Raw genomic sequence first — 26,542 nt, 5'->3', positions numbered from 1 at the left:
AGATCTCGATGCCGCTGCAAGGGGGTTGGCCGTTTTGGGGATCCGTCGCCCGCCGGACACTGCGCATTTCCGAGTGCAAATCCGCCAGGTCGATAATTTCCTTGGGAGCGCCGCGCCCGGTGATGATCACCTCCATGGCCTCCGGCTTTTGCTTGAGGGTACTGACCACCTCCTCCACAGGCAACAGGCCCAGATCCAGCACCGGGTTGAGCTCATCCAGCACCACCACCGAGTAAAACCCCGACGCCAAAGCCCCTTTGGCCACATCCCAACCGCGGCGGGCCTCCTGACGGTCAAACTTGGTGATCTCATCTGGGCCGAAAAACTCTCCCCGCCCGGTGCGCAATTGATCGATGAGATGGGGGAAGCCTCGCTGCAGAGCCGCAATGGCCGCATCCTCAGCATAGGTTCGGCCTGGCCCCTTGAGAAACCGCACCAGCAACACCCGGCTGGGGGCCGCCTTTTCGATCCCCAAGCCAATGGAACGCAGCACAACCCCTAGGGCCGCCTGGGACTTGCCTTTGCCCTCGCCGTCGTAGACATGGATCTGGCCCCGTCGCCGATCAAACTGCTGGGCAGTCACAATCCCAATTTCTGCCATGCCCCTCCGCGTCATCCTGCTGTGGGAAAATCCCACTTTTCTACCCCCATCTTAGAGCCTAGCCAGAACTTGGGCAGGAGGGGGAAACTAAAAAGCTCCCAAGAGGCCGGAAAGACCGGGGTAAGATGAGCAATGGTTGTCCAGCCGATGCCTGTCTAGCGAGGGATCCCCCTTGTATCCGACTGCATTTTCTTCTCGCCCGTTACTCCCTGCTGTGGATAGCCCTATTGAGCTGGTGGGGGGGACGCCGCTGATCCGTCTGCGGCGGGTTGCTGCCGATTTGCCGGAATCGGTACGGGTATATGGCAAGGCAGAGTGGTACAACCCTGGGGGTTCAGTCAAGGATCGCCCGGCCCTCAACATGATTCGCGCTGGCGAACGCCAGGGCAAGCTTACCCCCGGCAAGATCATCCTCGATGCCACCAGCGGTAACACCGGCATCGCCTATGCCTGGATCGGGGCCGCCTTGGGCTACAAGGTCAAGCTGGCTCTTCCCGCCAACGCCAGCTCAGAGCGCAAGAAGATCCTGGCTGCCTACGGCGTGGACTTGGTTTTGACGGATCCCGCCCTGGGATCCGATGGGGCCATCGAGAAAGCCCGCGCCCTCTATGCGGAAAACCCCGAGCTTTATTTCTACCCTGACCAGTACAGCAACCCCGCCAACTGGCAAGCCCACTACGAAACCACTGGGGTGGAGATTTGGGAGCAAACCCAGGGGCAGGTCACCCATTTTGTTACCGGGCTAGGCACCAGCGGCACCTGTATGGGGGTGGGGCGGCGCCTGCGAGAGTATCGCCCGGATATCCAAATCATTGCCATGCAGCCCGACTCTCCCTTCCATGGCCTGGAAGGGCTCAAGCACATGGCCACAGCTCTAAAACCCGAGATTTACGATCCCACCCTGCCTGACCAGCACATTGAGATCTCCACAGAAGCAGCCCAGAAAATGGTCAAGCGCTTGGCGTTGGAAGAAGGCCTGCTGGTGGGCATCTCTGCCGGCGCCAATGTGGTGGCAGCCCTAGAGGTGGCCCGTCAGCTCTCCTCTGGAGTGGTGGTGACCATCTTTTGCGACGGGGCTGACAAATATCTTTCCGAGCGTTTCTGGACAGAGGAGTGACATCCTCCCGGCGCTCGTCCTGCGGACAGAGCGCGGGCCACTCTTCCTGTCAGCGGGACGGAGTCCTTGAAGCCTGCACTCTCTCGCTTTGGCGGCGCGGAGCGCTTTGCGTCAGCATGAGTGTGGGAGTATGTCACGTACCTTTAAGGCTGAGCGCAGAGGGATCCCATGGCGATCATCGTCCTGAAAGCCTGGTATTTGGATTCGGTGTTGTCTGCTTCTCAAGTCCAACAGAGGGCCCCCGACCTGCGCCTAAGCCGTACCGGCCTCTTGAAAACGGCGATGCGGGCCGACTTTCTCGACGATGTGGAGCAGGTGAAGGCTTCCGTATGGTGGCAGCGCTACCTGGAAGGAGAGCTGGTGGAGTTTTACATCGAAGGCAGCGGCGCCTACAGCATCTCCAACCTCGATTTGATCAGCCGTGAGATCTACTTTAATAAGCGGGCCACCCTGAACATGACCGAGCCGGTCATCTACTTCTGCGGCCAATCGGATTACCCCGACTCCAGCGCCACTCTGCACCGGGCATTGCAAGCCGTGGTAGAGACCCTCAATCGCAACCACGGGCCGGTTGTGCCCCTACAGCTTCAGGGATCCCTTCCCGCTGAGGCTGAGACCCCGCTCATCGATGCGGCCTTGATTCGCAAGCTCAAGCACGCGCTGCTGGTGGTGGCCGATGTAACCCCTGTGCAGGTGAATGGCCGGGGGCGTCCCCTACCCAGCCCCCAGGTCTGTCTGGAGTTGGGCTATGCCCTGCAATCGAAGCGCCCTGAACAATTGCTGCTGGTACAACTCCCCCGCGACGGCATCGAGGGATCCTTTCCCTTTGAGGTAGAGGGCAGCAGTTTTTTGAAAATCGCCGATCCCCAGCATCTGTCCGATCAATTGGGAGCCGAGATCGCCCGGCAGTTGCAGCGCAACCGGGTTATCTCCCTCTAGCCAGCAGCACCTATCCAACCTCCCCTCGCAGCCGTTAGACTCTTGGAGATGGTCACTCCTGGCCATGGGGGATCTGGCTCCCCGAAACCCAAACAGCCTCCATCGTCGCTACCTTTTCTCCCCTTGTGAACCATGACCCTGGCTAACGCAAATCCTTTGGTTTCGCCGAATCGCTCTGCGGCAGGTTGGCAGAGAGGTCTGAACAGCATAATGTTCCTGCTGCTGTTGGGGGTTCCCCTATCTTGGGTGGGGCACTTCCGGGGCTGGGATCCCAACCTGGTCTTCCTCTGTGCGGCTTTGGCGGTGGTAGCCTTGGCAAAGTTTATGGGTCAGGCCACGGAAGAGATTGCAGCCTTGACAGGGCCGACAGTCGGGGGGCTGATCAACGCCACCTTTGGCAATGCAGCGGAGTTGATCATCGGCTTGGTGGCACTGCGGGCGGGGTTGGTGGATGTGGTGAAAGCCTCCATCACCGGCGCGATCATCAGTAACCTGCTCCTGGTGGCCGGCTTGGCCATGTTTTTGGGCGGGATCAAGTTTCGGGAGCAGAGCTTTCGACCCGAGGTGGCCCGCATGAATGCCTCGGTGATGAACCTGGCGGTGGTGGCCTTGATCTTGCCCAGCGTGGTCACCTATGCCGATGCCAACTTGGGGGAGATCTCCATCCAAGAGCTATCCACGGCGGTAGCCCTGGTGCTGATCGGGGTTTACGGTCTTACTTTGCTGTTTTCCCTCAAAACCCACAGCTACCTCTACACCCTTCACGAAGCGGAAGCCGCAGAAGATGAGGCGGCCAGTCGCCTGGCCCTCAATCCGGTTTTGCAGGCGGAGGGATCCATTCCCCAAGTGCTGACGGCTCCGCCCGAGGGAGCCGGTTTGGGGTTTTGGGTGCTGGCCCTCTTGGGGTTGACGGTGTTGGTGGCGCTGGAGTCGGAACTGTTGGTGAGCACTCTAGAGGATACGCTGGAACACTTTCACATGACGCCGCTGTTTATGGGGGTGATTTTGTTGCCGATCATCGGCAACGCGGCAGAGCATGCGACGGCGATCACGGTGGCCATGAAAGACAAGATGGATCTCTCCTTCTCGGTGGCGCTGGGCTCGACGATGCAGATTGCCCTGTTTGTGGCACCCCTGCTGGTGCTGGCCGGGGATGTGCTGCATCAGCCCATGAACTTCAACTTCGGCATGGTGGAGTTGGTGGCCATTGCCGTCTCGGTGCTGCTGATCAATTCCGTCAGCAGCGATGGGCGCTCCAACTGGCTGGAAGGGCTACTGCTCTTGGCCACCTATGCCATCCTCGGGATTGCTTTCTTCTTTCTGGAGTGAGGCGTTAAAGTGTTCTGCACCGCTGACGCAAACGGCTCATGCTGCGAAGCTGCGAATGGTGCCCCGCACCGCTGACGGGAACGGTAGGCAGGCCGAAGCCGGGGAAAACGGGATCCCTGTTTTGGCCTCTCCTTTTCAGTGCATCTCTTGCCCTATCCCCCATAAGCGGGCCCGCATGGGGGCAGGAAACTGCTGAAAACAACGGCACCGCCCCCAACCTGCCTTTGCTCAACCGTTTGGATGCCCTAGAAGAGCTGCGGCAAGCGCTTAGCCTCCCCACCTCCTCTGTCCAGGCGGAGGCCGTGACGCTGGATGGGCGGCGTTTGTTCGTGGTTACCGCACCGCAGGGGGATCCCGGCAGCCTGCCTCCGGTGTCGCAGCGGGTGCGCTCCATTGAACAAACCCTGCACCAGTTGGCCAGCGCCGGATTCGATCCAGAGGCGCTGCAGGTTGAAGTCACCCTGGACGGCCAGACCAACCAGCCTGTTATCCGGGTGAATGGGCGACATTTGCTGACCATCACCTCCCTCGATGCTCAATTCCAGGGCGCCCAACCCATGGACTGGGCTGAGCAGGTAGCCGGCATTGTTGAGGAAGCGCTGCGCACTTCGCAACGGGAGCGGCAGCCTCAATTTTTGCGCCGCCAAGCGGTGATTGCCCTCGGCATCCTGGCTGTGGTAGGGAGCCTGAGCCAGCTCTGCCAGCGAAAACGGCGACGGCTGCAGCAAAAACGCGATGCCCTGCAGACGGAATACCAGGCCATCCAAGCAGAGATTCAGGAGCGCCTAGCGGGGGAAGAGCAGTCGGGTGTGGATCCCGTCTTAGTCGAACAACAGGCCGGACGCAAACGGCAGGAATCCTACTTGGAGCTGCAAATTCGCCTGCTACGCCTGGTGCAAATTAGCCTGTGGGTGGGCGGAGTTGGGGTGAGCTTGGGCCTTTTCCCGCAAACGCGACCCCTGCAAAGGTTTTTCCTGGTTTCCCTGCGCGGCCCTCTGTTGCGGTTGGTAGGGGTGGGTCTGGCCACCTATGGCAGTGTCTGGCTGAGTGGACTGGTACTCGATAACCTCTTTGCTGCCCTGCGCCAAGAACAGTGGCAAAATGCCCCCACCTATCGCCTCAGCAAACGCCTCAGCACCTTTGCCAGCGTCTCTAAAGGAGCTGCAGCCACTACCCTGGTTTTGCTTGGATCCCTGGCCGGACTGGCCTCGGTGGGGGTCAATATTGGCCCCTTAGTGGCCAGCCTAGGCTTTATTGGGCTGGGGATTTCCTTGGCTGCTCAGGATCTGATTAAGGACGTGATCAATGGGCTGTTGATTTTGATCGAAGATCAATTTGCCGAAGGGGATGTGATCGTGGTGGACGGGCGGGGCGGCCTTGTGGAACACATGGATCTGCGGCTAACCCAGTTGCGCAACACCGAAGGCAGCTTGATCTCTATCCCCAACAGTGCCATCCGGGTGGTGGAGAACCTCTCCAACGGCTGGTCACGGGTGGATCTGGGGATTGTGATCGCCTATGAAAACGATCTGGAACAGGCGATACGCATCACCGAGCAGGTGGCTCTGCAGATGTACCGGGAGCCGGCTTGGCGGGAACAAATTCTCGAGCCCCCCGAAATGCACGGTGTCGATGATCTGGGGGAGCGGGGGATCACGCTGCGCATTTGGATCAAGGTGCAGCCTCTGCAGCAGTGGAGGGTGGCGCGGGAATACCGCCGTCGCCTCAAACACGCCTTCGATCAAGCAGGGATCCAGATTCCTTTCCCACAGCAGACCCTCTGGTTCCACAGCCCCTTGGAGATGCGCATCCAGGGTCTCAGCCCAGAGGAGACCCACCGCTTGCTGCACCTGATGGAATCGCGGCTCGAGGCTCGCCTGCGGGAAAGGGATCCCGTTGCAAACGACTTGACAAATTGACAAAATAGGCGGCTGCCGAAAGCTTCTACCCTTAGCCGCTCAGCCGGCTAGCAGTTTCAACAGGGCAGTCGCGCCAGCAGGCCGCAAGTCTAGTGACTACTCATCGCCGATGATTTCCGGCTCAGTCAGTTCATCCGACATTTCGATGACAGCGCGGCGGATTGGCTTCATCCAGCCATCTTCTATATCATCCGGATCCTCGTAGCGGCGGCGCTTGGCGCGGTTGGCCACCTGTACCGTGATGCGATAGCGATTTTTGGAAGCGTTGATCAGAGCCTCTACCCGACGCATCAGCTCGTCATTGTCAATAGCCAGTTGATTCTTGCGGGAAGCCATAATCGCAGTCTTAAATCTTGATATCTTGTTGCCACCGGGATCCCAAGGGGACTCCGTCCCGCTACCGCGATCCTAGCAGAGAACCTTCCAGTTCTTGCATTCCTGTAGCGTTGCATGGCAATAGGGTGGGACTTTTGCCAAGAACTCATTTGTCAAGATTTGTCAAGAACTCATTTGTAGAGCAGCTTGCTCTGCTCTTGTACAACTCACAGGGGCTGCTAATCCAGCAAAAACTGTACCCACTTCGGCGGGGGTGGCAGCGGGCAACGAAAGTGCTCCATCACCAGGGCGGCCACCAAATGCACCGTGAATACGTAGATGAGGGAATTGAAGGCAATAAATCCCACCACCACCACCTGAACCATCCAGGGTTCTGCCACCCAGTAGACGCCCCATCGGCTGAGGGACACATCTAGGAGCCAGTTGGTTAGGCCGGTAAGTTGAATGGTTACGTAGATCCAGAGGTTTTCCCCCACCAGCAGGGAAGAGAGCACCAACTGGAAGATCAAGCCCAGGGCGCTGAGCACAGCCCCGCTCACCACCGAGATGTACCAGGAAAGCCGCCGCTGCCACAGGCGGGCACACCAGTAGCCCAGCAGGCCATAGGGAATGACATAGAGAATGCTGCGCGTGGGCCCCATCAGCACCGTCAGCAACAGGCCGGAGACCACCAGGGCCATTGCCCCTGTGCGGGGATCCCAGCGCATCACCGCCAGCGCCACCGGAATGGGGAAAAACAGACGTATAAAGGGGGCCAGCGGCGTGTAGCTCAGGATCCAGATCAAGGCCGCGGTACTGGCCAAAAAAGCCGTTTCCACCACCCTCAAAGCCGGAGAACGGGGAGGTGGGGGGGGTAAGGGAGGAAAGTCATCCTGCACAGAAGGCTGAGGCGGCGGGGGCACATCCAGAAAAGCACAACTTTTCCCAGCTTAGGCCACCGGTTGCCGGGTTGGGCGAATTGTTGCCCAGAGGTGTGGATCTGGACTGCAAATCGGCTACAGGATAGGCCCTGTTGTCGATTGGGGCTGCCTCAGCGGATCCCTTTTGGATTTCAGGACATTCGGCAACATTTCCCGAGGCCAACCGTGAACCGACCCCCATCGGCCAGTCTCTCCTGACCCTACCCATCAACTTGTCTTGAAACGACTAGGGCGTTCTGATAAAGTTGAGGCGGGATTTGCCCTGAGAGAGCGGGATCCCTTCTGGACAAGTCTAGGGTCAATGCTATGGCAGTGCGGGTGGGCATCAACGGTTTTGGCCGCATCGGACGGCTGGTGTTGCGGGCTGCTTGGGGCTGGGAAGAGCTGGAATTCGCCCACATCAACGAGATCAAAGGGGGAGCTGCGACGGCGGCCCACCTGTTGAAGTTTGACTCGGTGCAGGGCCGCTGGGCTATCGACATTGAGGGATCCGATAACCGGCTGCGCATCCAAGAGAAAACCCTCACCTTCAGCGAACACAAATCCCCCGGTGAAGTGCCCTGGGCAGAGTTGGGGATCGAGCTAGTGCTGGAATGCTCGGGCAAATTTGTCAAGGCAGCGGAGCTGGATGCCTACTTCAAAGCGGGGGTGCGCAAGGTGATTGTGGCTGCCCCTGTCAAGGACGAAGAGGCCCTCAACATTGTTATGGGCGTCAACGATCACCTGTACGACCCGGCCCGGCACCATTTGCTCACGGCGGCTTCCTGCACCACCAACTGCCTGGCTCCTTTGGTGAAGGTCATCCACGAGGGGATCGGCATTGTTCACGGGGTGATCACCACCATCCATGACGTCACCAATACCCAAACCATGGTGGATGCTCCCCACAAAGACCTGCGGCGGGCCCGCTCCGCTCTGCTGTCTTTGGTGCCCACCACCACCGGCTCGGCCACGGCCATTGGGCTGATTTACCCCGAACTCAACGGCAAATTAAACGGCATTGCGGTGCGTGTTCCTCTCTTGAACGCTTCCCTGACCGATGCCGTGTTTGAGGTCAGGCGGCCTACCACTGTGGAAGAAGTCAATCACCTCTTAAAAACTGCAGCCGAGGGCGAACTCAAGGGGATCCTCGGCTACGAGGAGCTGCCCCTGGTCTCGGTGGATTTCAAAGGGGATCCCCGTTCCAGCATTGTGGATGCGCCCTCGACGATGGTGGTGGATGGCGCCCAGGTGAAGATCCTGGCCTGGTACGACAACGAATGGGGCTACGCCAACCGCATGGCGGAATTGGCCCGCAAGGTGGCCCTTAGTCTGTAAGTCCTTTGGAGACCTGCCCATGACTTCTGTTTCGACGGCTCAAGCCTCTGCGGTTCGCAACTACGCCCTGGTTACAGCGGCCTATTGGGGGTTCACCATCACCGACGGCGCCATCCGCATGTTGGTGCTGCTCCACTTCCACAAGTTGGGCTTCACCCCGATTCAGATTGCCATGCTGTTCCTCTTCTACGAGATCTTCGGGGTGATCACCAACTTCCTGGGCGGCTGGATTGGATCCCTCTTTGGCCTGCGGCTGACCCTCTACGGCGGCATTGCCATTCAGATCTTTGGCCTGGTGATGCTGGGGGTGATCAACCTGCAGTGGCCGGTCTGGGGCCAGGTGGCCTACGTGATGACGGCCCAAGCTCTGGCCGGGATCGCCAAAGACCTCACCAAGATGAGCTCCAAAAGCGCCATCCGCCTGGTGGTGCCCAAAGAAGCGGAATCCCGCCTGTTTCGTTGGGTGGCTATGCTCACCGGATCCAAAAACGCCCTCAAGGGGGTGGGGTTCTTTGTGGGAGCGGCCCTGCTGCAGATCTTCACCGAAATCTACGGGGATCCCATGGGCTTCCGCATGGCCAACTTTGTCCAGGCGGGGGCGTTGGCTTTGATCTTCTGTTCGGGGGCGCTGCTGCCGGCAGACATGGGCAAAATCAAGGCCAAGATCCCCTTCAAGCGGCTGTTTTCCAAGAGCAGAGAGATCAACATCCTCTCGGCAGCTCGCTTTTTCCTGTTTGGGTCGCGGGATGTGTGGTTTGTGGTGGCCCTGCCGGTGTTTCTCTACGACGAGCTGGGCTGGACTTTTATGCAGGTGGGCAGTTACATGGCCATCTGGGTGATTGGCTATGGGTTCATTCAGTTTGTAGCGCCGCAACTGCTGGGTGGGGGTCGCCCTGGCCGTGCTCCCAAGGCCCGCACCATCCAGATTTGGACCTTCGTGCTGACGGCGGTGCCGGCGATCATTGCCACAGCCTTCATGGCCGGGCTGGCACCGGAGCTGGTGATCACCGGCGGCTTGATCCTGTTCGGGATCGTCTTTGCCTTCAATTCGGCAGTGCATTCCTACCTGGTGCTGGCCTACACGGAAGACGACGACGTAGCCCTCAATGTGGGCTTTTATTACATGGCTAATTCCGGCGGGCGGCTGTTGGGGACGGTAACTTCTGGGATCCTCTTCCAGTTCTACGGATTGGAGGGCTGTCTTTGGTTTTCCACCCTCTTGATCTTGGCGGCGGGGCTGTTCTCGTTGAAATTGCCGGATCCGAGCAAAACCCCGGTGGAGTGGGTGGTTAAGCCAGGGGATTGAGGATGGAGGGCTACCAGCGGAGATCGATGCATCCATTCAACCCATCCACAAATGGGTGGAGGGGAAAGAACTCTGCTCAGCACAAACGAGAGGCCCAACGATGAGATAGTAGAGGAGCAAGCAGCTTTTCCGGCAGACTATGAGCCTGCGCATCGTTCCCACGACGCCCTTCCCTGGCCAGAGACCCGGCACCTCTGGCCTGCGCAAGCCGGTATCGGTGTTTCAGCAGCCCCACTACCTGGAAAACTTCGTCCAATCCATTTTTGATGTCCTAGAGGGATCCGCCGGCCAAACCCTGGTGGTGGGGGGAGATGGCCGCTACTACAACCGCGAGGCCATTCAGATCCTGCTCAAGATGGCAGCGGCCAACGGCATCGGGCGAGTCCTGGTGGGCCAAGGAGGGATCCTCTCCACGCCGGCGGTTTCCTGTCTCATCCGCAAGTACGGCGCCTACGGGGGGATCATCTTCTCTGCCAGCCACAACCCCGGCGGCCCCCAGGGGGATTTCGGCATCAAGTACAACATCGGCAACGGTGGCCCTGCCCCGGAGAAGGTGACCGAGGCCATTTACGCCCGCACCCAGCAGATCCGGGAGTACCGCATCCTGGAAGCTCCCGATGTCGATCTGGATCGCTTGGGCGAGCAACGGCTGGGGTCCCTCACGGTGTCCGTCATCGACCCGGTGGCCGATTACTTGGGCCTGATGCAGCGCCTGTTCGATTTCGAGGCCATCCGCGACTACCTGGCTTCCGGGATCCGCATTGCCTTCGACGCCATGCACGCCGTCACCGGCCCCTATGCCCACGCCATTTTGCAGGGATCCCTGGGAGCGCCAGAGGGCAGTGTGCTCAACGGGCAGCCCCTGCCGGATTTTGGCGGCGGACACCCGGATCCTAACCTGGTGCATGCCCGCTCGTTGGTGGAACTGTTGTTTCGGGAAGATGGGCCGGACTTTGGGGCCGCTTCCGATGGGGATGGGGATCGCAACCTGATCCTGGGCCGCCAATTTTACGTGACCCCCAGCGACAGCTTGGCAGTCTTGGCCGCCAATGCCCACCGGGTACCCGGCTACCGAGAAGGTCTGGCGGGAATTGCCCGCTCCATGCCCACCAGCCAGGCAGCGGATCGGGTGGCGGCCAAGTTGGGGATCCCTTGCTACGAGACCCCCACCGGCTGGAAATTCTTCGGCAACCTGCTGGATGCCGGCAAGGTCACCCTCTGCGGGGAAGAGAGCTTCGGCACCGGATCTCACCACATCCGGGAAAAAGACGGGCTCTGGGCCGTCCTGTTTTGGCTGAACATTTTGGCCGTTCGACGGCAGCCGGTGCGGCAGATCGTGGAAGAGCACTGGCGCACCTATGGGCGCAACGTCTACTCCCGTCACGACTACGAGGGACTGCCGGTGGAGGTGGCCGAGGCGCTGATGGCAGACTTGCGACGCTCCCTGCCCGGGTGGGTGGGCCAGCGCCTGGGATCCCAGCTGGTGGCCTACGCTGACGACTTCAGCTACACCGATCCCGTAGACGGCAGCACCACCAGCCACCAAGGGATCCGCATTGGCTTTGAGGATGGATCCCGCATCATCTACCGGCTTTCTGGAACCGGCACCCACGGAGCCACCCTGCGGGTGTACCTGGAGCGATTGGAGCTGGATCCCGCCCGGCATGGCCTGGATCCCCAAGTGGCCTTGGCCGAACAGATTCAACTGGCCGATCACCTTGCCCAGATTCGCGCCCGCACCGGTCGGCAGCAGCCAGACGTCATCACCTAGCCCGTCGCAACAGTGGACAGGGAGCCTTCCCAGGGAAGCGGGGATCAGGGCCTGAGGCCATCCCAGTCGGTCGCGTCGGCGTCGCGGAGCAAAAAGGTGCCGATAGGGGAGGTGATGGGAGAGGTCAGTTGAAAATCTCCCCGCTCTTGGGTGAGGCCCACCGGGCGACTGGGAAAGGCCACCAGAATCCCTTCCAGGCGCAGCGACTCGGCTACCGGATCGTAGGCAAAGCGCAGCTCAAAATCCCGCAGGTCACGGCGAACTTCCACCCGGCGGATCCCTTCTTCCGTCAGGCCCAAGCGCAGCCGCCAGTGATTTTGCCATCGCGTGCCGAGGGTGGCATCCAGCTCCAGACCATAGGTAGAGATCTGGCCCAACCGGGGATCGTAAACCGCCTGCAGCGCATAGCTGATCCCCGGCTCATACACATCCAGGCCAGAGCGTTGATCCCGGTTAAATGTGGTGCTGCTGCGTCCCCGATATTCCAGACGAACGGGTTGGAGCTGTCCCTGGTTCAGGTCGTAGGCCGTCTGCAACTGAATGTTGAACAGATCAGGGGCGGTGCTCCAGGTGAAGTTGGCGTTGAGGGTATCCCACTTCTGGGTGATGAAGTCGTAGCCAAGGCTGGTGTCCAGGCGCACCAGGTTTTTCACCTCTGCCTGCAGCTCCTGCAAGTTGCGGGAGGCAATCGCTGCCAAATCCTCCGGGGTATCGTCGGGGAAGGTCAGGGCTATCGGCAGCTCGCCGGGCAGGTCATCTTCAAAGGCAATGTAGCCTGGGGGGACATTGGGCAGAAGATCGCGGGGCGTAAAGAAGCTGATGTTGGCATTGATGCGATCCACATCTTTAGGGCTGGTGGAGAGGGTTTGGAAGGGCACAGAATTGTTGCCGTAGAAGGTGCGGCTGTAGCGCAGGTCGATGGTATTCCAGTCGGCAGGTCTGAGACTGAGGCGAGGGTTGAGGCTGACAGTAGACTCCTGGTCGGGAGTGGAGTAGAGAACTTGGGTGTAATCGATAGAACCCGGCATGAAGGTGATCCAGGGAGCCGGTTGAATATCGTTGAACTGAAGGCTGGAGCGCAGCTCGTAGCGATTGAAAAAGTGGAGACCTGCCCCCACCTCCTGATCCGGCTGTTGCTCTTGAGTTAGGGTGAGGGCGCTGCTGAGAGCAATATCGGGCGTGATGCGAACGAGGTCGGGGTTAAAGGCCAGCTCGAAGTTGCGACGCGGCTCGTTGTCGCCATTGGAACTGCTGTAGGCACGGTAGGCCAGGCGATAGGTACCTCCCCAACCGGGTGGGGTCAGTTGAGTGCCCAGCGTCAACCGCGCATCGGCAAAGTCGGGGCCATCTTTGACGCTCACCCGCTGGTTGTAGTCCAAGCGCAGATCCGATTGCAGCCAATGCACGCCCCCGTAGCGCTGAGTGTGGCTGAGGGTGAGGGGGAAGCTGTAGATGCCCCGCTCCTGGGATCCGGTGCGGCTGATGTTGAGGGTGGTGGTGGAGAGATCCCCCTGAAAGGTGGCGTTGAGGCGGAGATCGGCGTTGTCGTTGCGTCCGCCGGCAGGACGGTAGGTGTTGTCCAGGTTGAGGTTGAGCTGCCCCCGCAGTTGGCCTTCCTGCCCAAAGAGGTTGGCAGCGTAGAAGTCGAAGTTGTGGTCGATGCGGAAACGGCTGGAGAAGCGCTGTTGGTCGGCTTCGGTAACCAAGTAAAACTGGGCTCGCCCGTAGTTGACGCTATCCGGGATGGGCAGGATGTAGTCATGCAAGAAACCAATGCCCACCCCTTTTTTCTGGATGGCATCCAGCCGCAGGCCGCCGAAGTTGTATTCGTCGAAGCGGTAGGCCCAACTGGATTTGACAAACACCCCCTCTGTCTCGCTGCGCCCCGGCAGCACCCACTGGTGATCCCGCAGGCTGTAGATGAACAGGGGGAAATAGGCAATCTGCAGGCCTGCCCGCAGATCCCCTGCTTCTGTGAGTTCGCCGCCGGCAAACACGCGGGCGTCGTAGACGATCACCCGGTCATCGGGAAACACCTCCACCCGATCCCCTTGCACGTAGTGGGTGATGGGTGGCTCTGGCGAGGTGGTGACGGTGGCTTTCTCGAAAAAGATCTGATCCCCCAAAATGGCGGTGGTCTCTTGGCTGCGCACAAAAACCTTGGTGCCCGGCTCCTCCCCCGGCAGAATGACCAGCGAGCTCTCAAATTGGGCGGTGCGACCGGGGATATCCAGATCCAAATTTCGCCCTTCGATTTGCCGGATCCCGCGCCCTTGGGGGCCAGGGGGCTGCTCCATGCGAAAAGGGCCCTCGCTGCGCAGGCGTCGCTCCCGCCGATAAAACAGCAGCCGGTCGCCGGTGATGCGGGTGCCGTCGGCCAGTTGGATCAAGGCGTTCCCCTCGGCAATGCCCAGGTCTTGTTCGGCGATGTAGCTGAGCACATCCCCACTCACGTTGATTTGATCCGGGTCAAGGGGAATTTGCCGCTGCGCGGTGGCCGAGAGCTGCTGGCGGATTTGGGATCCCTGGCTAACGTTCCCTGTCGCCGAGACGGCATCTGCCCCGGTGCCCAGATCCCGCAAAAGGGGGAACTGCTCCAGCAGTTGAGGAGCCAGGGGTGAGCCCGCAGTGGGGACAAAGGCTTCCCTGCCCCTTTGAGTGGCCATGGGGGATCCCGTCAGCCCCGACGCAGGGGCGGCATCTGCCAACACAACACCGCCCAAATCCAAGCTCCCACCGGCTTGGGAGATCAGGGGAGGAATGGTCTTGGGGGAAGCTGGGATCCGATTTAACCTTGCCTCTGAACCGGCTCCACCTTGCAGTTGGGCCGTAGCCCGGTTTTCGCCATTGGATTCCGATCGCGTTAGCGGGACGGAGTCCTTGGTGGGGCGCAGCCAGGGTTGCTCTTCCACCTGCAGGGCTTCAGCCTGAGAAGTCATGGGCTGGGAAAGCCGAAGGGAGTTCAGGGTGGGAACTGCTGCAGTGGGCGTCGCCGGTGAAGCGGGCTGGGGAGCCGGTGTTGCTTGGGCTTGCTGCGCCTGTCGCCGAGCATGGGCTGCTGCCCCTTCGGCCAACAGCCGTTGCAGCCGCTGTCGGTTCAGCTCTTCTGGCGTGAGGGGCTTTTCAGGAGAGTTGGCAAGGGGAGGGGATCCAAAGTCTGAAACCGGGGCCGTAGGGGGTGGGGTTGCCGCAGTCAAGGCTGTAGCAGGCAGAGAAGATTGCGCCTCGGCCAAGGTGATGGGCTCCTCATCGGCGGCAGCCATCGGTTCTGGGCTGGAAGCCCGGCGGGCCAGTTGCAGGCGCTGAGCAAGTGTTTGCGCTGACCGAAAGCGCTGGTAGCCCTCCAGAGAGAACTCCGTCCCGCCGACGCCAACAGTGGGCAGGGGGTCCAACTGGGCGAAGACGGCCTCCCCCGTCCCCAACCACAGGGAGCCGCCCCAGCAAAGAGCCAACCACTTTGCCCAAGGGCTGAAGTCAGGGGGGAAGTTGCAGGATTTCACCGTAAAAACCGCCACAGTAAAGAGAAGCCCACCCCACCGAAAATCATATTCGGCAACCAGGCAGCCAGCCAGGGATCGATATGCTCCACTCGACCCATCGCTCGTCCCAGGCTCATCAGTACATAGTAAATAAACACCAGAACAATCGCTAGCGCCACGCCGCCGTAGCGCCCCGTTTGCCGCACCGTTTGCAGGCCCAAGGGGGCAGCCACCAAGATGGCGAAAAAGCTGGCCAAAGGAATGGCGAACTTGAGGTGGTATTCCGTCAGGCAGCGAGCCACATCGGCAGAAGGGCGTTGCTCCGCTCGATATCGCTGGCACTGCTCCCACAGCTCCCCCGCCCGTTGCTCTTGGGGCACCTTTTCCGCATACACCAGGCCCACCAGTTTGTTGACGATGTTGAGCTGCATTTCTTCCACCTGGCCTTCATAGTAGGTGCGCCCCTGCTCGTCATAACGGCGGATCACCACATCTCGCAGTTGCCACGATTGGCCCACCTGCTGCGCGGTTTGAGCGGAGATCACCTGCGGATAGCGCAGGTGGCCGGTCTCAGCTTTGCGGTCCAGGATCAACAAATCCTGCATCAAGCCGGTCTTCGGGTCAATCGATCCGACATGAAACCAGAGATCATCATCCACCCGCACGATCTCTTCTGGATTAAACAAAAGAGCATCTTGAGCCAAGATGAGGTTCTTGTTCAGGATTTTCACCTTTTGGTTGGTTTCCGGCACAATCACTTCATTGGTCAACAGCGCCAAGCCGCTGATCAGCAGGCCAATACAGAGCACGGGGATAAACACTTTGCGATAGGGGATCCCAGCAGCACGCAGGGCGGTGATCTCGCTGTCGGCTCCCATTTTGCCCAGGGTGAGCAAGGTGGCAAAGAGGCCGGCAATGGGAAAGGTGACCACCAAAATGGCGGGCAAATTGAGGAGGAGAATGTGCAAAATGGTCAGGGGAGGGGCGCCCTTTTTCACCAGCAGATCGGTGTAGATAAACAGCTGGTTGCCCAGCATCAGCACCGTCCCCCCGGCCACTCCCAGAAAGAAGGGGCGAATCATCTCTTTGAAGAGATAAAACTCCAAAAAGGCAGCCCCCAATCTCAGGGATCCCCAAAAGCTGCCCGCTTGAGCAGGGGTTCTGCGCAGTTTGCCCTCGGCGAGTGGAGCCGTCATGACATCACCTCGGATCACAACCTCAGCCAAACCTGGACGATCAAAAACCACAGATGGCTCCCCGAGGGGGGATCCCATCAGAGGGCGTCGGTGATGCGAAACTGAAACATGCCCTGCTGTTGCCCGTCCCCTTCGACGGTGTATTCATCTTGTTTTATGTTCAGGGTAACCAGCTTGCCACTGAGGCGATTGGCGCCCCGGCACATCTGATCCAGCGCGTTGCGGCCCGGCAGAGCTTGGGTGCTCTCCCCGGGAAGGCGGCCGACCTCTCCCCGATCGCAGAGCACCACAGGAGCCTGTTCGGCGCTGATTTTGAAAATTTGTTCTCGGTCGAAGTAATCGGCGCGATCCCCTTCGATGGCGCGGTTGGCCTGCACAATAACCACATTGCCAAAGAAGCGGGCATCGCCGCTGGCTTGGTCGATCTCCACCCGGTCGGCGTAGATCACCGTCGGCTGATCCACATCGGCCTGGGTCTCCAGGTTTTGTAGCCGCCGCGCCAGCCACTCCCCCTCGATCTGCTCGATCACCACCTCTCCCCGCAGCTCCACCTTTTCAGGGGTGATGGTGGCCTGGTTGGCCTTGGCCCTACGTCCCCGCTGGATGAACTCGACGGCATCGCTAAACTCGGAAGTGCCGGTGCGGGAGTTGTAAACCAGGCGGGCAGCCCGCACCTCGGTTTCGGCTTGGCGCAGCTCCTCTGTCAGGGATCCCTCGCTGGGCGCCGGAGTGGAGGTAGCCATCTGCCGGTAGAGGACGTTGTCTTCAAAGAGGAAGATCTTGTCGCGGTGGTTGCCCTCCAGGCGGGCGGAGGTGAGCACCCGTCCGGGTTCTTCCAGGGTAACTCCTCCCGTCAACAGACTTTGGGATTCGCGGCGGCGGTAGGTGCCCTGGGCCGCCTGGATGATGGTTTCCCCCTGGCGGATCTCCAGGTTGCCTTCCCCTTGGGCAATTTGTGTGTTGCGGTCGTACGTGAGGCGGTCGGCAATGATGGTGACTTCTTGATCCTGTTGGTCTGGGGTCGCCTCCGGGCCGGGAGAGGCCTGGGCCAAGCGCAGATCGGCCAATAAGGGATCCCGGCTGCTGTCGCCGGCCACCTCTTGCAACACCACACCGCCGGAGAGAATGCTTTGGGCCTGCTGGCGCAGGTAGGTGCCCTGGGGAGCGCGAATTTCGATGCCACGTTCGCGAATGCGCAGGTTCCCTTTCCCCTCGGCCACCTGGTTGGTGCGGTCGTAGGTGATCTGGTCAGCGGTGATGGTGGTGGAGGTGGGTGCCGAGCCGTTTGGGGGCAACACTATCAGCTTGCCCTGCTCGGCCCTGAGAAGGGCAAACTGAAAGTTAAACGAACCGGAGCGGCCCTGCAGCACCATTTCCCGGCCTTTGAGGGTGAACTCCGCCGGCACCTCGATGCGCTCTTCAGGGGTGACTCTCAAGGCGCTGGTCAAGAGCAGGCTGCCGTCGCCGCTCCTCACCTCCACCTCCTCATCCAAATACAGCTCATCGGCGGTGGCATTGTAGCGGGCTCGCTTGGCCCGCCAAGTCATCTGCTCGCTGCTATCAAAAAAGGGATCCGGCACCCCTTTTTGCCGGTCGGCACCTTCTCCGTAGAAGTAGCCGTGTGCCCCCTGTTCAAATACCTGTTGCCCAGCTGCCAGATCCACCTGCTCGGCAATCAACCGCCAACGCTGATGGCCTCCCCGACGACCCAAGATGTCTACCCTGCGGCTGACCGAGAGGGGCTGATCGGGGGAAGGAGACTCCACCTTCACTTCCTCGATGTCGATCGACAAGGCCCAGCCCACCAAAGCAGCCAAGATGCTGCTCCCCAACAGCGCCACTCCCAGGTTGGAATTGAAGAATCGCCGCATCCTGTTTTCGCTGCCGCCTCACCTCGACCCGAACTGACCACTCCCCTTGGAGCCAACGCTCTGAGCTAGCACTCTAGGCTGTAGCTTATCCCATTTTGCCGGCTGCACCGGAGGGATCCCGCGCACACCTAGCCTTAAGCCGACTTTTCAGCCTTCAGCCATAGCGGCTGAGGATGAACCCTAGCCCCAGAAACAGCCCCAGCCAAAAATGGAGACTGACGGCGATGAACTTGGAGTGGCTAATCCGCTGCGGCTGATCGTGATAGGTACCCAGCAGGCGGGAAAGCCGCACTGCAAACGGGATCCCGGCCAAACTCAGCAGGGTCCAAGCTGGAAAGATCCCCAGCCCCACAAACAGCAGCATCAAGGCAAAAAGGCTGCTGCAGAGCCAGGGGATGAGGCGGGCCGAGCGCAAAGTCCCCAGGCGGGCCACCGGCGAGCGCTTGCCGCAGGCTAGGTCATCCTGCACTTGATGGAAATGGGAACAAAACAAAATCAAGCTGGTCGCCATTCCCACCACCAGTGAGGCCGCTAACCCCGGCAGCGACCAAGTCTGGCTTTGGCTGTAGTGGGCAGCCGAGACCGCCAGCGGCCCAAAGCTGAAAAAGCAGAGGATCTCGCCCAGGCCCTGATAGCCCAGGCGCAGGGGCGGCCCTTGGTAGGCATAGCCCAGCCCACAGGCCACCAGCACCAACAGCAGCACCGTGGGATCCGATTGCCGCCAGCTCAGCCACAGGATCCCCAGCAGCCCCAGAGCCAAAAAGGCATTCCCCACCCAAAACACCCGCCCCGGCTTGCCCGTCAGGTTAACCAGGGAGTGGAGTTTGTTTTTGTCCACCCCTGTCTGGGCATCGAACACGTCGTTGCTGAGGTTGACCCAGGCCAAGATGCAGATGGCAGCTCCCCAAAACACCCCCAAAACCCCCAAATCCAGTACCCCTGACTGGGCGTAGGCAATGGCGGATCCCACCCAGATGGGCATGATCGCCACGCTGTACATGGGGGGCTTAAGGGCAGCCATCCACAATTGCCGGCGAGAGCGGTTGCTCCATGCGGCCTCTGCTGCTGGCTGCACTTGGCTGACATCTGGATGCATGCGAATTCTCCTTGGGGAGCAAGCCTGCTCTGGGGCCCGTCTCCGGATCTGTCTACAACCATCTGCTCTGTAGGGTAGAGCGCCTGAGAAAGCATCCCCCAGGATGCTAAGAAACTTTGCAGTCCGTGAAGAAGCTCCTCAGATCTGGCCCCCAGAAGCTCAGGCTGCCGGCCCTTCTCCTAATCTCTTATCCTAAAGTCATCTTCTGCCGGTCTCCATCGACGGGTGTCCTGTTTTCGGCCAAGGTGGGATCGTCTTCTTTTTCTTGCGCATGACCTCTTCTCTTTCCCCTTGGAATGCCCACGGTACGCTTGAGTGCCTGGAGTGGCCGAGAGCATGGCCGCCGACTCGCACTTCTACCTGGACGGACGAGGCGAGGGATCGGCGCCACTGGGATCCCTTCCTAACCGCCTGCCAACAGATGGCGCGGGCGCGGGGTGTTCCCCAAATCCTCAGCTTGTCCCAGCCCATCCCAGAGCTGGATCCGCTGGCGGTGCTGGCCCAGAAGCTGGGTTCTCTCCCCACGAACCGATTCCCGAGCTACTGTTATTTCTCCCACAAGGCCCACGGGGAAAGGGTGCGGGTGTTGGGATGGGGATCCCTGCGGCAGGTTGATCTCGCGGGAGAAGGGGGCTTGCGGGCGGCACGGAGCTTTGTAGAAGAGCTGCAGCCCCACGTCCATGCCGCTTGCATTGGCAGAACGGAGCCCTCGGAAGTGGGAAGATTCCCAGACAGCCGGCAGGAACGCCCTCTGTGTTTCTGTCGCCTCAGTTTCAGCCCCAGGAGCAAAGGGGGGGCAGCGCTGGTGCTGCCACGTTGGCAACTGTTGCAGGTGCCAGACTCCTGGGGATCCCTGACGGTAGCGCGGCTCAATCTGGAAATCGACCCCGAGAGCGACCTAGCGGCTTTGGCCGGGCAGATCACCGCCTTTTTTGCCCAAATGGAGCGCCTTTCTCGATCCCCCTTGCCCTCGTGGGAATTGCAAGCTCCTGTGCCAGTGAACTTGGAGGAAGCCCCCCTCTTGGCGCGCATCCAAAAAGCCCTGCAGGTGATTCAGGCGGGATCCCTGGAGAAAGTGGTGCTGGCCGAAGCCGTGGATCTGCACTTGCCTGTCCCGCCGTCAATCCCGTCCCTGCTGGCCTACCTGGAAAAAGATCATCCCGATTGCAGCATCTTTGCCTTTGCCGCTGGCGTCAGCGGGCCGAAGTCCTTGGAGGCAGATGCTCGGGGGAATTTGCCGGCCAGGCCTCTCCCCCTGGTCCAAGAGGGGGCCTTTCCCCAGGTTTTCTTGGGGGCCACCCCGGAGCGCTTGCTTTCCGTGTGGCAAGGCCGGGTGCAGATCGATGCCTTAGCCGGCTCCGCCGCCCGCGGCGCCACCCCTGTCCAGGATCGCCAGTTGGCCGAGGAGCTGCTCCGCAGCCCCAAAGACCGCCGCGAACACCAGTGGGTGGTGCGCTCGATCCGGGAGGCTCTGAGTCGGTTGGGAATGGATCCCTGCATTTCCCCTCAGCCTCGGCTGCTCCGTTTGGCCAACATCCAGCATCTGCAAACCTTGATCGAGGCGGAGCTCCCCGCCGATGTACATCTGTTCGATCTGCTGGCCCAGCTCCACCCGACGGCAGCGGTGGGAGGGTATCCCCAACAGGCGGCGCTGCAGTGGCTAGAGCGGTTGGAACCCTTTGATCGCTCCAGCTATGCCGCTCCCTTGGGCTGGGTAGACTTACAGGGCAATGGCGAGTTTGTGGTGGGGATCCGCTCCGCCCTAATTCGGGGGAATTGGGCCCGCTTGTATGCCGGTGCCGGGATTGTGGCTGACTCCAACCCAGAGCAAGAGCTGGCCGAGATTCGTCTGAAGTTGCGCTCTCTGGTGCAGGCTCTGGCCTTGCGACCTGCAGCTCCTCCGCTCCCCAGCTTCTGAAGAGAGGGGATCAGGAAGATGTTTCTGCCGCCGCTGCGGGAGGTGGATACGAACCCCTCCACGAACAGCTACAGTGAGAAAGCCGGTCTTTGATTAGCCTCGGTGTCCTCTGCGGCATGGCGACCCTGAATCCCACCCATCCCCCTCGTATAGCCGGATCCCGCGCGCAAGTGGGGCTTTGGCCCGGCCTGATCCAGCACTATCGGGAATGGCTCCCCGTCAGCGCCAGCACACCTGTGGTCACGCTACATGAGGGCAACACGCCTCTGGTGCCTTCCCCGGCTTTGAGCCAACGGCTGGGGCGAGACTGTCAAGTTTACCTGAAGTTGGAGGGCCTCAACCCCACCGGTAGTTTCAAGGATCGGGGTATGACGATGGCCGTGTCCAAGGCCAAAGAGGCAGGGGCAGAGGCGATCATCTGCGCCAGCACCGGCAACACCTCGGCGGCGGCTGCTGCCTTTGCGGCCAAAGGAGGTCTGCGGGCCTATGTGCTGATCCCCGATGGCTACGTGGCCAAAGGCAAACTGGCCCAAACCCTGATGTACGGGGCGGAGATCATCGCCGTTCAAGGCAACTTCGACCAAGCGCTGGCTATGGTGCGGCAGCTGGCGGAAACCTACCCGGTGGCCCTGGTGAACTCGGTCAACCGCTTCCGCTTGGAAGGGCAGAAAACCGCCGCCTTCGAGGTGGTGGATGCTTTGGGGGATGCCCCCGATTGGCTCTGTATTCCGGTGGGCAACGCGGGCAACATCACGGCTTATTGGATGGGGTTTTGCCAGTACCGCCAGCAGGGCAAGGCTACCCGTCGCCCTCGTCTCTACGGCTTCGAGGCTGCCGGTGCTGCTCCCATGGTGTTGAACCGGGTGGTGGAACACCCAGAGACGGTGGCCACAGCCATTCGCATCGGCAACCCTGCCAGTTGGGTGAAGGCCAAGGCGGCAGTGCAGGTGAGCGGCGGCCAGGTGGATAGCGTCACCGACGAGGAGATTCTGGCAGCCTATCGTCTCCTGGCATCCGAAGAAGGGATCTTTTGCGAGCCGGCCAGCGCGGCCTCGGTGGCAGGATTGCTGAAATGGCGAGAGCAGGTGCCTGCTGGAGCACAGGTGGTGTGCGTGCTGACGGGCAATGGCCTTAAGGATCCGGACACGGCCAGCCACCAGGGATCCGCTCCTATCCACACCGGCGTTGTCCCTGAGCTGTCCGCTGTTGCTCGTCTGATGGGTTTCTAGCAGAAACCGCCCGCTGGTTAGGGTCAGGCGTTCCCCTTGGGCGGCGCTCCGTCGCCTATCGGGCATCGCCATCTGGCAAGCGGCATTCCTCTCTCGGCCATACGCTACAGCCCCAGCTCAAAGCCCGCATTGTGCGGAAAGGGCTGTGTCGAGAAATTCCCGGATCAGGGGCAGCACCTGTTCCCCATGCAAGGCAGGGATGGCGTGGCCGGCCCCGGCCAGGATCTTGAGCTGAGCCCCAGGGATCCCTTCGGCATAGGTTTGGCAGTGCCAGAGGGGAATGGTGTCGTCCTGTTCGGCGGCGATCACCAGGGTGGGGGCCTGAATGTAGTTGAGATAACGTTCAACCGTATCGACAGCAGCTTGTGGGCGCAGACGTTGTCGGAGAAATTGCCGAGCGACCGGCTGCTGACGCAGGGATCCCCGCAACCACAAGAGCTGGGCCAGCTTGTCTTCCCAATGCCACCAGCGGGCCAGCGGAGCGATCGCCCGCAACAGCCAATCCACCCAAGCGCTTTCCCAGAGCAAGGGCCGCAAATGGTTGTAGCGTCTCACAAAGCTGTCGTCGCGGATCCCGGCAGGAGCCAACAAAACCAACCCCCGCAGCGGATACCGCACGGCGTAAGCTGCCGCCACCCATCCCCCAAAGGAATGGCCCACCAAAACCGGAGCAGCTAGGCCCAGCCTTTGGACAAATCCGCGCACAAACTCTACTTCTGCAGCGATGTCGTAGTGCAAGGCCGGTTGGCCGGACTGCCCGAACCCCAGTAAATCCAAGGCAATGCAGCGATATTCGTCTCCCAACCCTTGCATCAGCGGCCACCAGTTGGCATGAGTGGCCATAAAGCCATGCAGAAACAGCAGTGGGATCCCTTTTCCCCACTCTCGATAGGCAGCCCAACAGGACTCTGCCCCTGCGATGCTCAGCCCTTTCAATTCCACCCTGTGCAGCGGGATCCCTTGAACGCGGGCCTGTAACTCCGCCAAGCGCTGGGCCAGGGGGAGTCGTTCCAACAGCGTTTGCCTGGTCATCGGCTTGGGGTCAGTAGACACAGACAGATTCAGCAGATGCAGTTTCTTCCGGAGCAGCATTGGCTACAGCGAATGCACCTATACGGAAATATCTCTCGTATCTCTTTGAACAGGGATCCTGCTCAATCCACCGGAATCTACCTGGGATCCCATCAACTCGGAAAAGGCCGTAACGCATCGCAACTTAGCCGATCAACTGCAAATGGGGCGGGGGAGTTTTCAGCCAGTCTTGGCGGGTCAGCAGCCCTTGGAGGAAGCGGGTGGCTGCCTGCGATTGATAGCGCTCCGGGTTAAAAGCCAGCCAGAGGGTACGCCGTATCTGTAGCCCTTCCACCGCCAGCTTCCGGAACCGCCCCTGTTCCACATCGGATCCCACTGCCACCATGGACAGAAAGGCCACCCCCAAACCCGCCTGGACAGCATTTTTGATCGCTTCAATCGAGCTGAGTTCCAGCCGCACGTTCAATTGGGCCGGGTTAATGCCGTGGCGGTTCAGCACCCGATCGATGGTTTGCCGAGTGGAAGACTGGGGATCCAAGGTGATGAAGGGCAAAGCCAGCAGATCCACAAGAGCCGGAGAGTCGATGGCACACCCGGGAGCACCGACCAACACATATTCATCTTCCGCCAGAGCCATCACCTTCAAGTGCCGCTGCAGCTCAAAGGGGATCTCCCCGCCAACAATGGCCACGTCCAACTGGCCGTCCACCAATTTCTGGGCAATTCGCCGCGTGGATTGCACCAAGAGCTGTACGGAAATTTGTGGATAGCGGCGGTGATATTGGGCGATCAAAGAAGGCATTACATAGGTGCCCACCGTTTGGCTGGCCCCCAAAACCAGATGCCCCCGCTCCATTTCTTGCAAATCCGCTAGGGCCTCGACGGCCTCACGGCACAGCTTGAGGATGCGCTCGCTGTACTGCAGCAGCACTTTCCCGGCATCCGTCAACTCCACCTTGCGCCCACTGCGGTCGAACAGCACCACTCCCAACTGTCGCTCCAAGTTCTGCACTTGCAAGCTGACGGCAGGCTGGGAGACAAACAGGCTATCGGCAGCACGGCGAAAACTACCCTGCTGGGCAATTGCCCGCACGATGAGGAGCTGATCTAAGGTAAACGGCAACTCATCCGCCATAGGGAACTCCAAACCCCACAGTGGGATCCCTTACGTTTCCCTGAAAAGCTGGGCAGCCCGCGTTTGGAAACCCACACGAGATCATCATAAACAAGCGAGAAATCCCAAGAGAGCAGCTCAACCCTTTCCCGGCAGCTCGGCTCTGGGGGGTGACCAGCCAAGAGTGGAGAGGAGAGCTCAGAATCTTCGGGCTGTTTCTCTGCCATTCGGAGCAGCTATGCCCACAATACCTACCTCTCACCGACCGGCGGAAGATGGCTGTTGAGATTATTCTCAACAAACAGGCCGGCAATTCCAGCTCTGGGTTTGGCTTGGTCTCTAGCGAGGGCCGTAGGTTGTCCAATAGCCGCGTCCTTGTCTTTTGGCTGCATCGGCAGCTTCAGTAAGAATGGGGCCGTACTTCAAGCCATCGGTTTGTGGCGACAACAGGCCATGCCCCAAAAACAGCATTTCCTGGTTGATGAGGGTGTTGGCTTGCCAAACGTAGGCAGGCAAGGTGGGAGCAGGGGCTAGGGCAGGATCCAACTCCAAAAACACCTCACGTCCCAGCAAAGCAGTCTGCAAATATTGGCCGGCATTGTAAACTGCCAAAGGGGTTTGTCCGCGCAACTCCGTCCAGTTGGGGTTGATCGGGTCAGGCAAGGGATCGATCCCAATCAGTTGCACCAGCCGCAAATTCAAGTCTCCTTCAAGCTGAACAACCAGGGTGTTGTAGTTGACCACCCGAACCACGGCTGCACGTTTGAGGTCGCGCAGATCTGGACGCGCCACCAATGTTAAAGCCCAACCGGGCAATGTCGAGAATATCAAAGGCAAGGCCAGAAAGCTGCCCAGCTTGATCAGGCTCCGTCCATTGGATGCCAGCAGGGATCTGGAGCGGGGGGAAGTCGGAGCAGAACGCAGGGATTTTTGCAGCATGGACTTTAGCCGTTGCATGGCGGACTTGACGATAGGGATGGTTCGCATGCTTGACCTTTGGATCTCACACCGCCCTCACACCGCCGCCTACTGGGCTTCAACGCGGGATCCGGCTCACCTGCCGTCACTCTACAAAAAATTGGGGCAGATGGGTCAGGTCTGGAAAATCTCTCTCGATTTTTGTCTTGATTTTTAGATGTGCTACCCATCCGGTCAGCAGTTGTCAGCGCTGACAACCTGTGGTTGGTCATTTCGATTCAAACTGGGACACTGTACCCACACCTAAAACATGCATGAAACATGCATGGGGCCACAGGGCTTTTCTCAGCTGCCCAGGCGTCTCACCCTAAACTGAAGTGACTAAGTCCTTCCGAGCAGCAGGATTGTCTTTTGGTCTTCTCTCTTTGCAAAGGAAAGGGGGAGTGCTTGGAAACCTTTTCAATTCAGTTTGAAACAATTACGGTTGTCCAACTCTCAAATCTCTCAAAAGCGCAGCCCCTAGAGGGTAGCAGGGTTCTTTTCGACTGCTTCGGACAAGAGGGAGTTGACCAGCACGGTTACCAACCCCAGTCGATTGCCCGCCAAAATATCCGTCAACAGGCGGTCTCCCACCATAGCCACTGCTTCTACCGGCAAGCCCATCTGGGCTACGGCCCGCCGCAAGGCCCGCCGTGAGGGTTTCCCAGCGCGGTGAATGTAGGGCAGGTTCAGGCTTTCTCCGATTTGTTGGATGCGGCTGCGATTGAGGTTGTTGCTCACCAGCCAAATTTGAAAGTGCGGACGCAACTGCTCCAGCCAAGCAGCCACAGCGGGATCCACCTCAACCTGTCGGCTCGGCACCAGTGTACCGTCTACGTCAAAGATGATGCCTTTTACCTGCCAGGCCCACAGGTCTTCTGCCCGCAACTTTAAGACAGTGCCGGCCACCACCAGATCCGGTTGCAGGAGCTTGAACCAAGGTTTGTGTACCATCCGCTCCGAAAGACCTACGAAACGCTAACAAACACTGCCAGAGTGTTCAGTGCCTGCCGCGCTTCTGCTTCCTTCCTGCTTCAGCGACCCATGACTAGCGGCAGAGTTCACCCCCACCACCCCGCCAGAGGAGTCTCCACA

20 protein-coding genes are annotated in these 26,542 nt (G+C 60.1%); 9 read left to right on the top strand and 11 right to left on the bottom strand.

The window, feature by feature from the left end:
- Positions 1–601 (bottom strand): cob(I)yrinic acid a,c-diamide adenosyltransferase (locus NW840_RS07230; RefSeq protein ID WP_414343367.1); only part of this gene is annotated, 601 nt, incomplete at its 3' end.
- Positions 602–773: 172 nt separating this feature from the next.
- Here NW840_RS07230 and NW840_RS07225 point away from each other — a divergent pair.
- From NW840_RS07225 to NW840_RS07210, 4 genes are all read left to right on the top strand, one after another.
- Positions 774–1,718 carry a PLP-dependent cysteine synthase family protein gene (locus tag NW840_RS07225; protein WP_414343366.1) on the top strand — a complete coding sequence of 315 codons (945 nt, stop codon included), beginning with the start codon at positions 774–776 and terminating at the stop codon, positions 1,716–1,718.
- Between the two features lie 168 nt (positions 1,719–1,886).
- Complete coding sequence (locus tag NW840_RS07220) at positions 1,887–2,657, top strand: hypothetical protein (RefSeq protein ID WP_414329723.1); 771 nt, start codon at positions 1,887–1,889, stop codon at positions 2,655–2,657.
- A gap of 210 nt (positions 2,658–2,867) precedes the next feature.
- The gene (cax, locus tag NW840_RS07215; RefSeq protein ID WP_414343365.1) at positions 2,868–3,986 is read left to right on the top strand and encodes a calcium/proton exchanger; all 1,119 of its coding nucleotides are present in this window, start codon (positions 2,868–2,870) and stop codon (positions 3,984–3,986) included.
- Between the two features lie 38 nt (positions 3,987–4,024).
- Positions 4,025–5,905 carry a mechanosensitive ion channel family protein gene (locus NW840_RS07210; protein ID WP_414343364.1) on the top strand — a complete coding sequence of 627 codons (1,881 nt, stop codon included), beginning with the start codon at positions 4,025–4,027 and terminating at the stop codon, positions 5,903–5,905.
- 96 nt (positions 5,906–6,001) lie between these two features.
- Here NW840_RS07210 and NW840_RS07205 read toward each other — a convergent pair whose 3' ends face one another.
- Positions 6,002–6,241 carry a DNA-directed RNA polymerase subunit omega gene (locus NW840_RS07205; RefSeq protein WP_011433877.1) on the bottom strand — a complete coding sequence of 80 codons (240 nt, stop codon included), beginning with the start codon at positions 6,239–6,241 and terminating at the stop codon, positions 6,002–6,004.
- Between the two features lie 218 nt (positions 6,242–6,459).
- Positions 6,460–7,143 (bottom strand): DUF2232 domain-containing protein, encoded by a 684-nt coding sequence (locus NW840_RS07200; RefSeq protein ID WP_414343363.1) that lies wholly within the window; start codon positions 7,141–7,143, stop codon positions 6,460–6,462.
- A 324-nt stretch (positions 7,144–7,467) separates the two neighbouring features.
- Between NW840_RS07200 and NW840_RS07195 the strand changes: the two genes are divergently transcribed.
- The 3 genes from NW840_RS07195 to NW840_RS07185 all read left to right on the top strand — a co-directional run bounded on the left by NW840_RS07195 (position 7,468) and on the right by NW840_RS07185 (position 11,555).
- Positions 7,468–8,478, top strand: a complete 1,011-nt coding sequence (locus NW840_RS07195; protein WP_414343362.1) for an ArsJ-associated glyceraldehyde-3-phosphate dehydrogenase — start codon at positions 7,468–7,470, stop codon at positions 8,476–8,478.
- A gap of 19 nt (positions 8,479–8,497) precedes the next feature.
- Positions 8,498–9,784, top strand: coding sequence for an organoarsenical effux MFS transporter ArsJ (gene arsJ / locus NW840_RS07190; protein WP_414343360.1), 1,287 nt, complete (start codon positions 8,498–8,500; stop codon positions 9,782–9,784).
- A 139-nt stretch (positions 9,785–9,923) separates the two neighbouring features.
- Complete coding sequence (locus tag NW840_RS07185; RefSeq protein WP_414343358.1) at positions 9,924–11,555, top strand: alpha-D-glucose phosphate-specific phosphoglucomutase; 1,632 nt, start codon at positions 9,924–9,926, stop codon at positions 11,553–11,555.
- Positions 11,556–11,599: 44 nt separating this feature from the next.
- Here the strand turns inward: NW840_RS07185 and NW840_RS07180 are convergent, their stop codons facing one another.
- The 4 genes from NW840_RS07180 to menA form a co-directional block, all read right to left on the bottom strand.
- Positions 11,600–15,007 carry a hypothetical protein gene (locus tag NW840_RS07180; RefSeq protein ID WP_414343357.1) on the bottom strand — a complete coding sequence of 1,136 codons (3,408 nt, stop codon included), beginning with the start codon at positions 15,005–15,007 and terminating at the stop codon, positions 11,600–11,602.
- A gap of 44 nt (positions 15,008–15,051) precedes the next feature.
- Positions 15,052–16,230 carry an LptF/LptG family permease gene (locus NW840_RS07175; RefSeq protein WP_414343355.1) on the bottom strand — a complete coding sequence of 393 codons (1,179 nt, stop codon included), beginning with the start codon at positions 16,228–16,230 and terminating at the stop codon, positions 15,052–15,054.
- A 77-nt stretch (positions 16,231–16,307) separates the two neighbouring features.
- Positions 16,308–18,101, bottom strand: coding sequence for an LptA/OstA family protein (locus NW840_RS07170; RefSeq protein ID WP_414343354.1), 1,794 nt, complete (start codon positions 18,099–18,101; stop codon positions 16,308–16,310).
- A 154-nt stretch (positions 18,102–18,255) separates the two neighbouring features.
- Positions 18,256–19,122: a 2-carboxy-1,4-naphthoquinone phytyltransferase gene (gene menA, locus NW840_RS07165; RefSeq protein ID WP_414343369.1), complete on the bottom strand. Its 867-nt coding sequence runs from the start codon at positions 19,120–19,122 to the stop codon at positions 18,256–18,258.
- A 346-nt stretch (positions 19,123–19,468) separates the two neighbouring features.
- Here menA and NW840_RS07160 point away from each other — a divergent pair, with 346 nt between their 5' ends.
- Positions 19,469–21,115 (top strand): isochorismate synthase, encoded by a 1,647-nt coding sequence (locus NW840_RS07160; protein ID WP_414343352.1) that lies wholly within the window; start codon positions 19,469–19,471, stop codon positions 21,113–21,115.
- Between the two features lie 170 nt (positions 21,116–21,285).
- Complete coding sequence (gene thrC, locus NW840_RS07155; protein ID WP_011433867.1) at positions 21,286–22,344, top strand: threonine synthase; 1,059 nt, start codon at positions 21,286–21,288, stop codon at positions 22,342–22,344.
- Positions 22,345–22,461: 117 nt separating this feature from the next.
- Here thrC and NW840_RS07150 read toward each other — a convergent pair whose 3' ends face one another.
- The 4 genes from NW840_RS07150 to NW840_RS07135 form a co-directional block, all read right to left on the bottom strand.
- On the bottom strand, positions 22,462–23,397 hold the full coding sequence (locus NW840_RS07150; protein WP_414343350.1) for an alpha/beta fold hydrolase: 936 nt from the start codon (positions 23,395–23,397) through the stop codon (positions 22,462–22,464).
- 163 nt (positions 23,398–23,560) lie between these two features.
- Positions 23,561–24,511 (bottom strand): LysR substrate-binding domain-containing protein, encoded by a 951-nt coding sequence (locus NW840_RS07145; protein ID WP_414343349.1) that lies wholly within the window; start codon positions 24,509–24,511, stop codon positions 23,561–23,563.
- 318 nt (positions 24,512–24,829) lie between these two features.
- The gene (locus tag NW840_RS07140; RefSeq protein WP_414343347.1) at positions 24,830–25,477 is read right to left on the bottom strand and encodes a thermonuclease family protein; all 648 of its coding nucleotides are present in this window, start codon (positions 25,475–25,477) and stop codon (positions 24,830–24,832) included.
- A 450-nt stretch (positions 25,478–25,927) separates the two neighbouring features.
- A complete protein-coding gene (locus NW840_RS07135; protein WP_414329713.1) occupies positions 25,928–26,401 on the bottom strand; it encodes a YqeG family HAD IIIA-type phosphatase in 474 nt (157 codons plus the stop codon).
- Positions 26,402–26,542: the final 141 nt, after the last annotated feature.

Origin of the sequence: Synechococcus sp. R5-13 (assembly GCF_047462015.1) — a bacterium.
Lineage (GTDB): Bacteria > Cyanobacteriota > Cyanobacteriia > Thermostichales > Thermostichaceae > Thermostichus.
This window is presented reverse-complemented; position numbering and strand designations above follow the sequence as displayed.

Coding starts and splice junctions, on each gene's coding strand:
- NW840_RS07135 (WP_414329713.1), bottom strand. CDS start 26,401: ATGGTACACAAACCTTGGTTCAAGCTCCTGCAACCGGATCTGGTGGTG.
- NW840_RS07195 (WP_414343362.1), top strand. CDS start 7,468: ATGGCAGTGCGGGTGGGCATCAACGGTTTTGGCCGCATCGGACGGCTG.
- NW840_RS07205 (WP_011433877.1), bottom strand. CDS start 6,241: ATGGCTTCCCGCAAGAATCAACTGGCTATTGACAATGACGAGCTGATG.
- menA (WP_414343369.1), bottom strand. CDS start 19,122: ATGGCTGCCCTTAAGCCCCCCATGTACAGCGTGGCGATCATGCCCATC.
- cax (WP_414343365.1), top strand. CDS start 2,868: ATGTTCCTGCTGCTGTTGGGGGTTCCCCTATCTTGGGTGGGGCACTTC.
- NW840_RS07160 (WP_414343352.1), top strand. CDS start 19,469: ATGACCTCTTCTCTTTCCCCTTGGAATGCCCACGGTACGCTTGAGTGC.
- NW840_RS07140 (WP_414343347.1), bottom strand. CDS start 25,477: ATGCGAACCATCCCTATCGTCAAGTCCGCCATGCAACGGCTAAAGTCC.
- NW840_RS07210 (WP_414343364.1), top strand. CDS start 4,025: ATGCTGCGAAGCTGCGAATGGTGCCCCGCACCGCTGACGGGAACGGTA.
- NW840_RS07185 (WP_414343358.1), top strand. CDS start 9,924: ATGAGCCTGCGCATCGTTCCCACGACGCCCTTCCCTGGCCAGAGACCC.
- NW840_RS07170 (WP_414343354.1), bottom strand. CDS start 18,101: ATGCGGCGATTCTTCAATTCCAACCTGGGAGTGGCGCTGTTGGGGAGC.
- arsJ (WP_414343360.1), top strand. CDS start 8,498: ATGACTTCTGTTTCGACGGCTCAAGCCTCTGCGGTTCGCAACTACGCC.
- NW840_RS07220 (WP_414329723.1), top strand. CDS start 1,887: ATGGCGATCATCGTCCTGAAAGCCTGGTATTTGGATTCGGTGTTGTCT.
- NW840_RS07175 (WP_414343355.1), bottom strand. CDS start 16,230: ATGACGGCTCCACTCGCCGAGGGCAAACTGCGCAGAACCCCTGCTCAA.
- NW840_RS07145 (WP_414343349.1), bottom strand. CDS start 24,511: ATGGCGGATGAGTTGCCGTTTACCTTAGATCAGCTCCTCATCGTGCGG.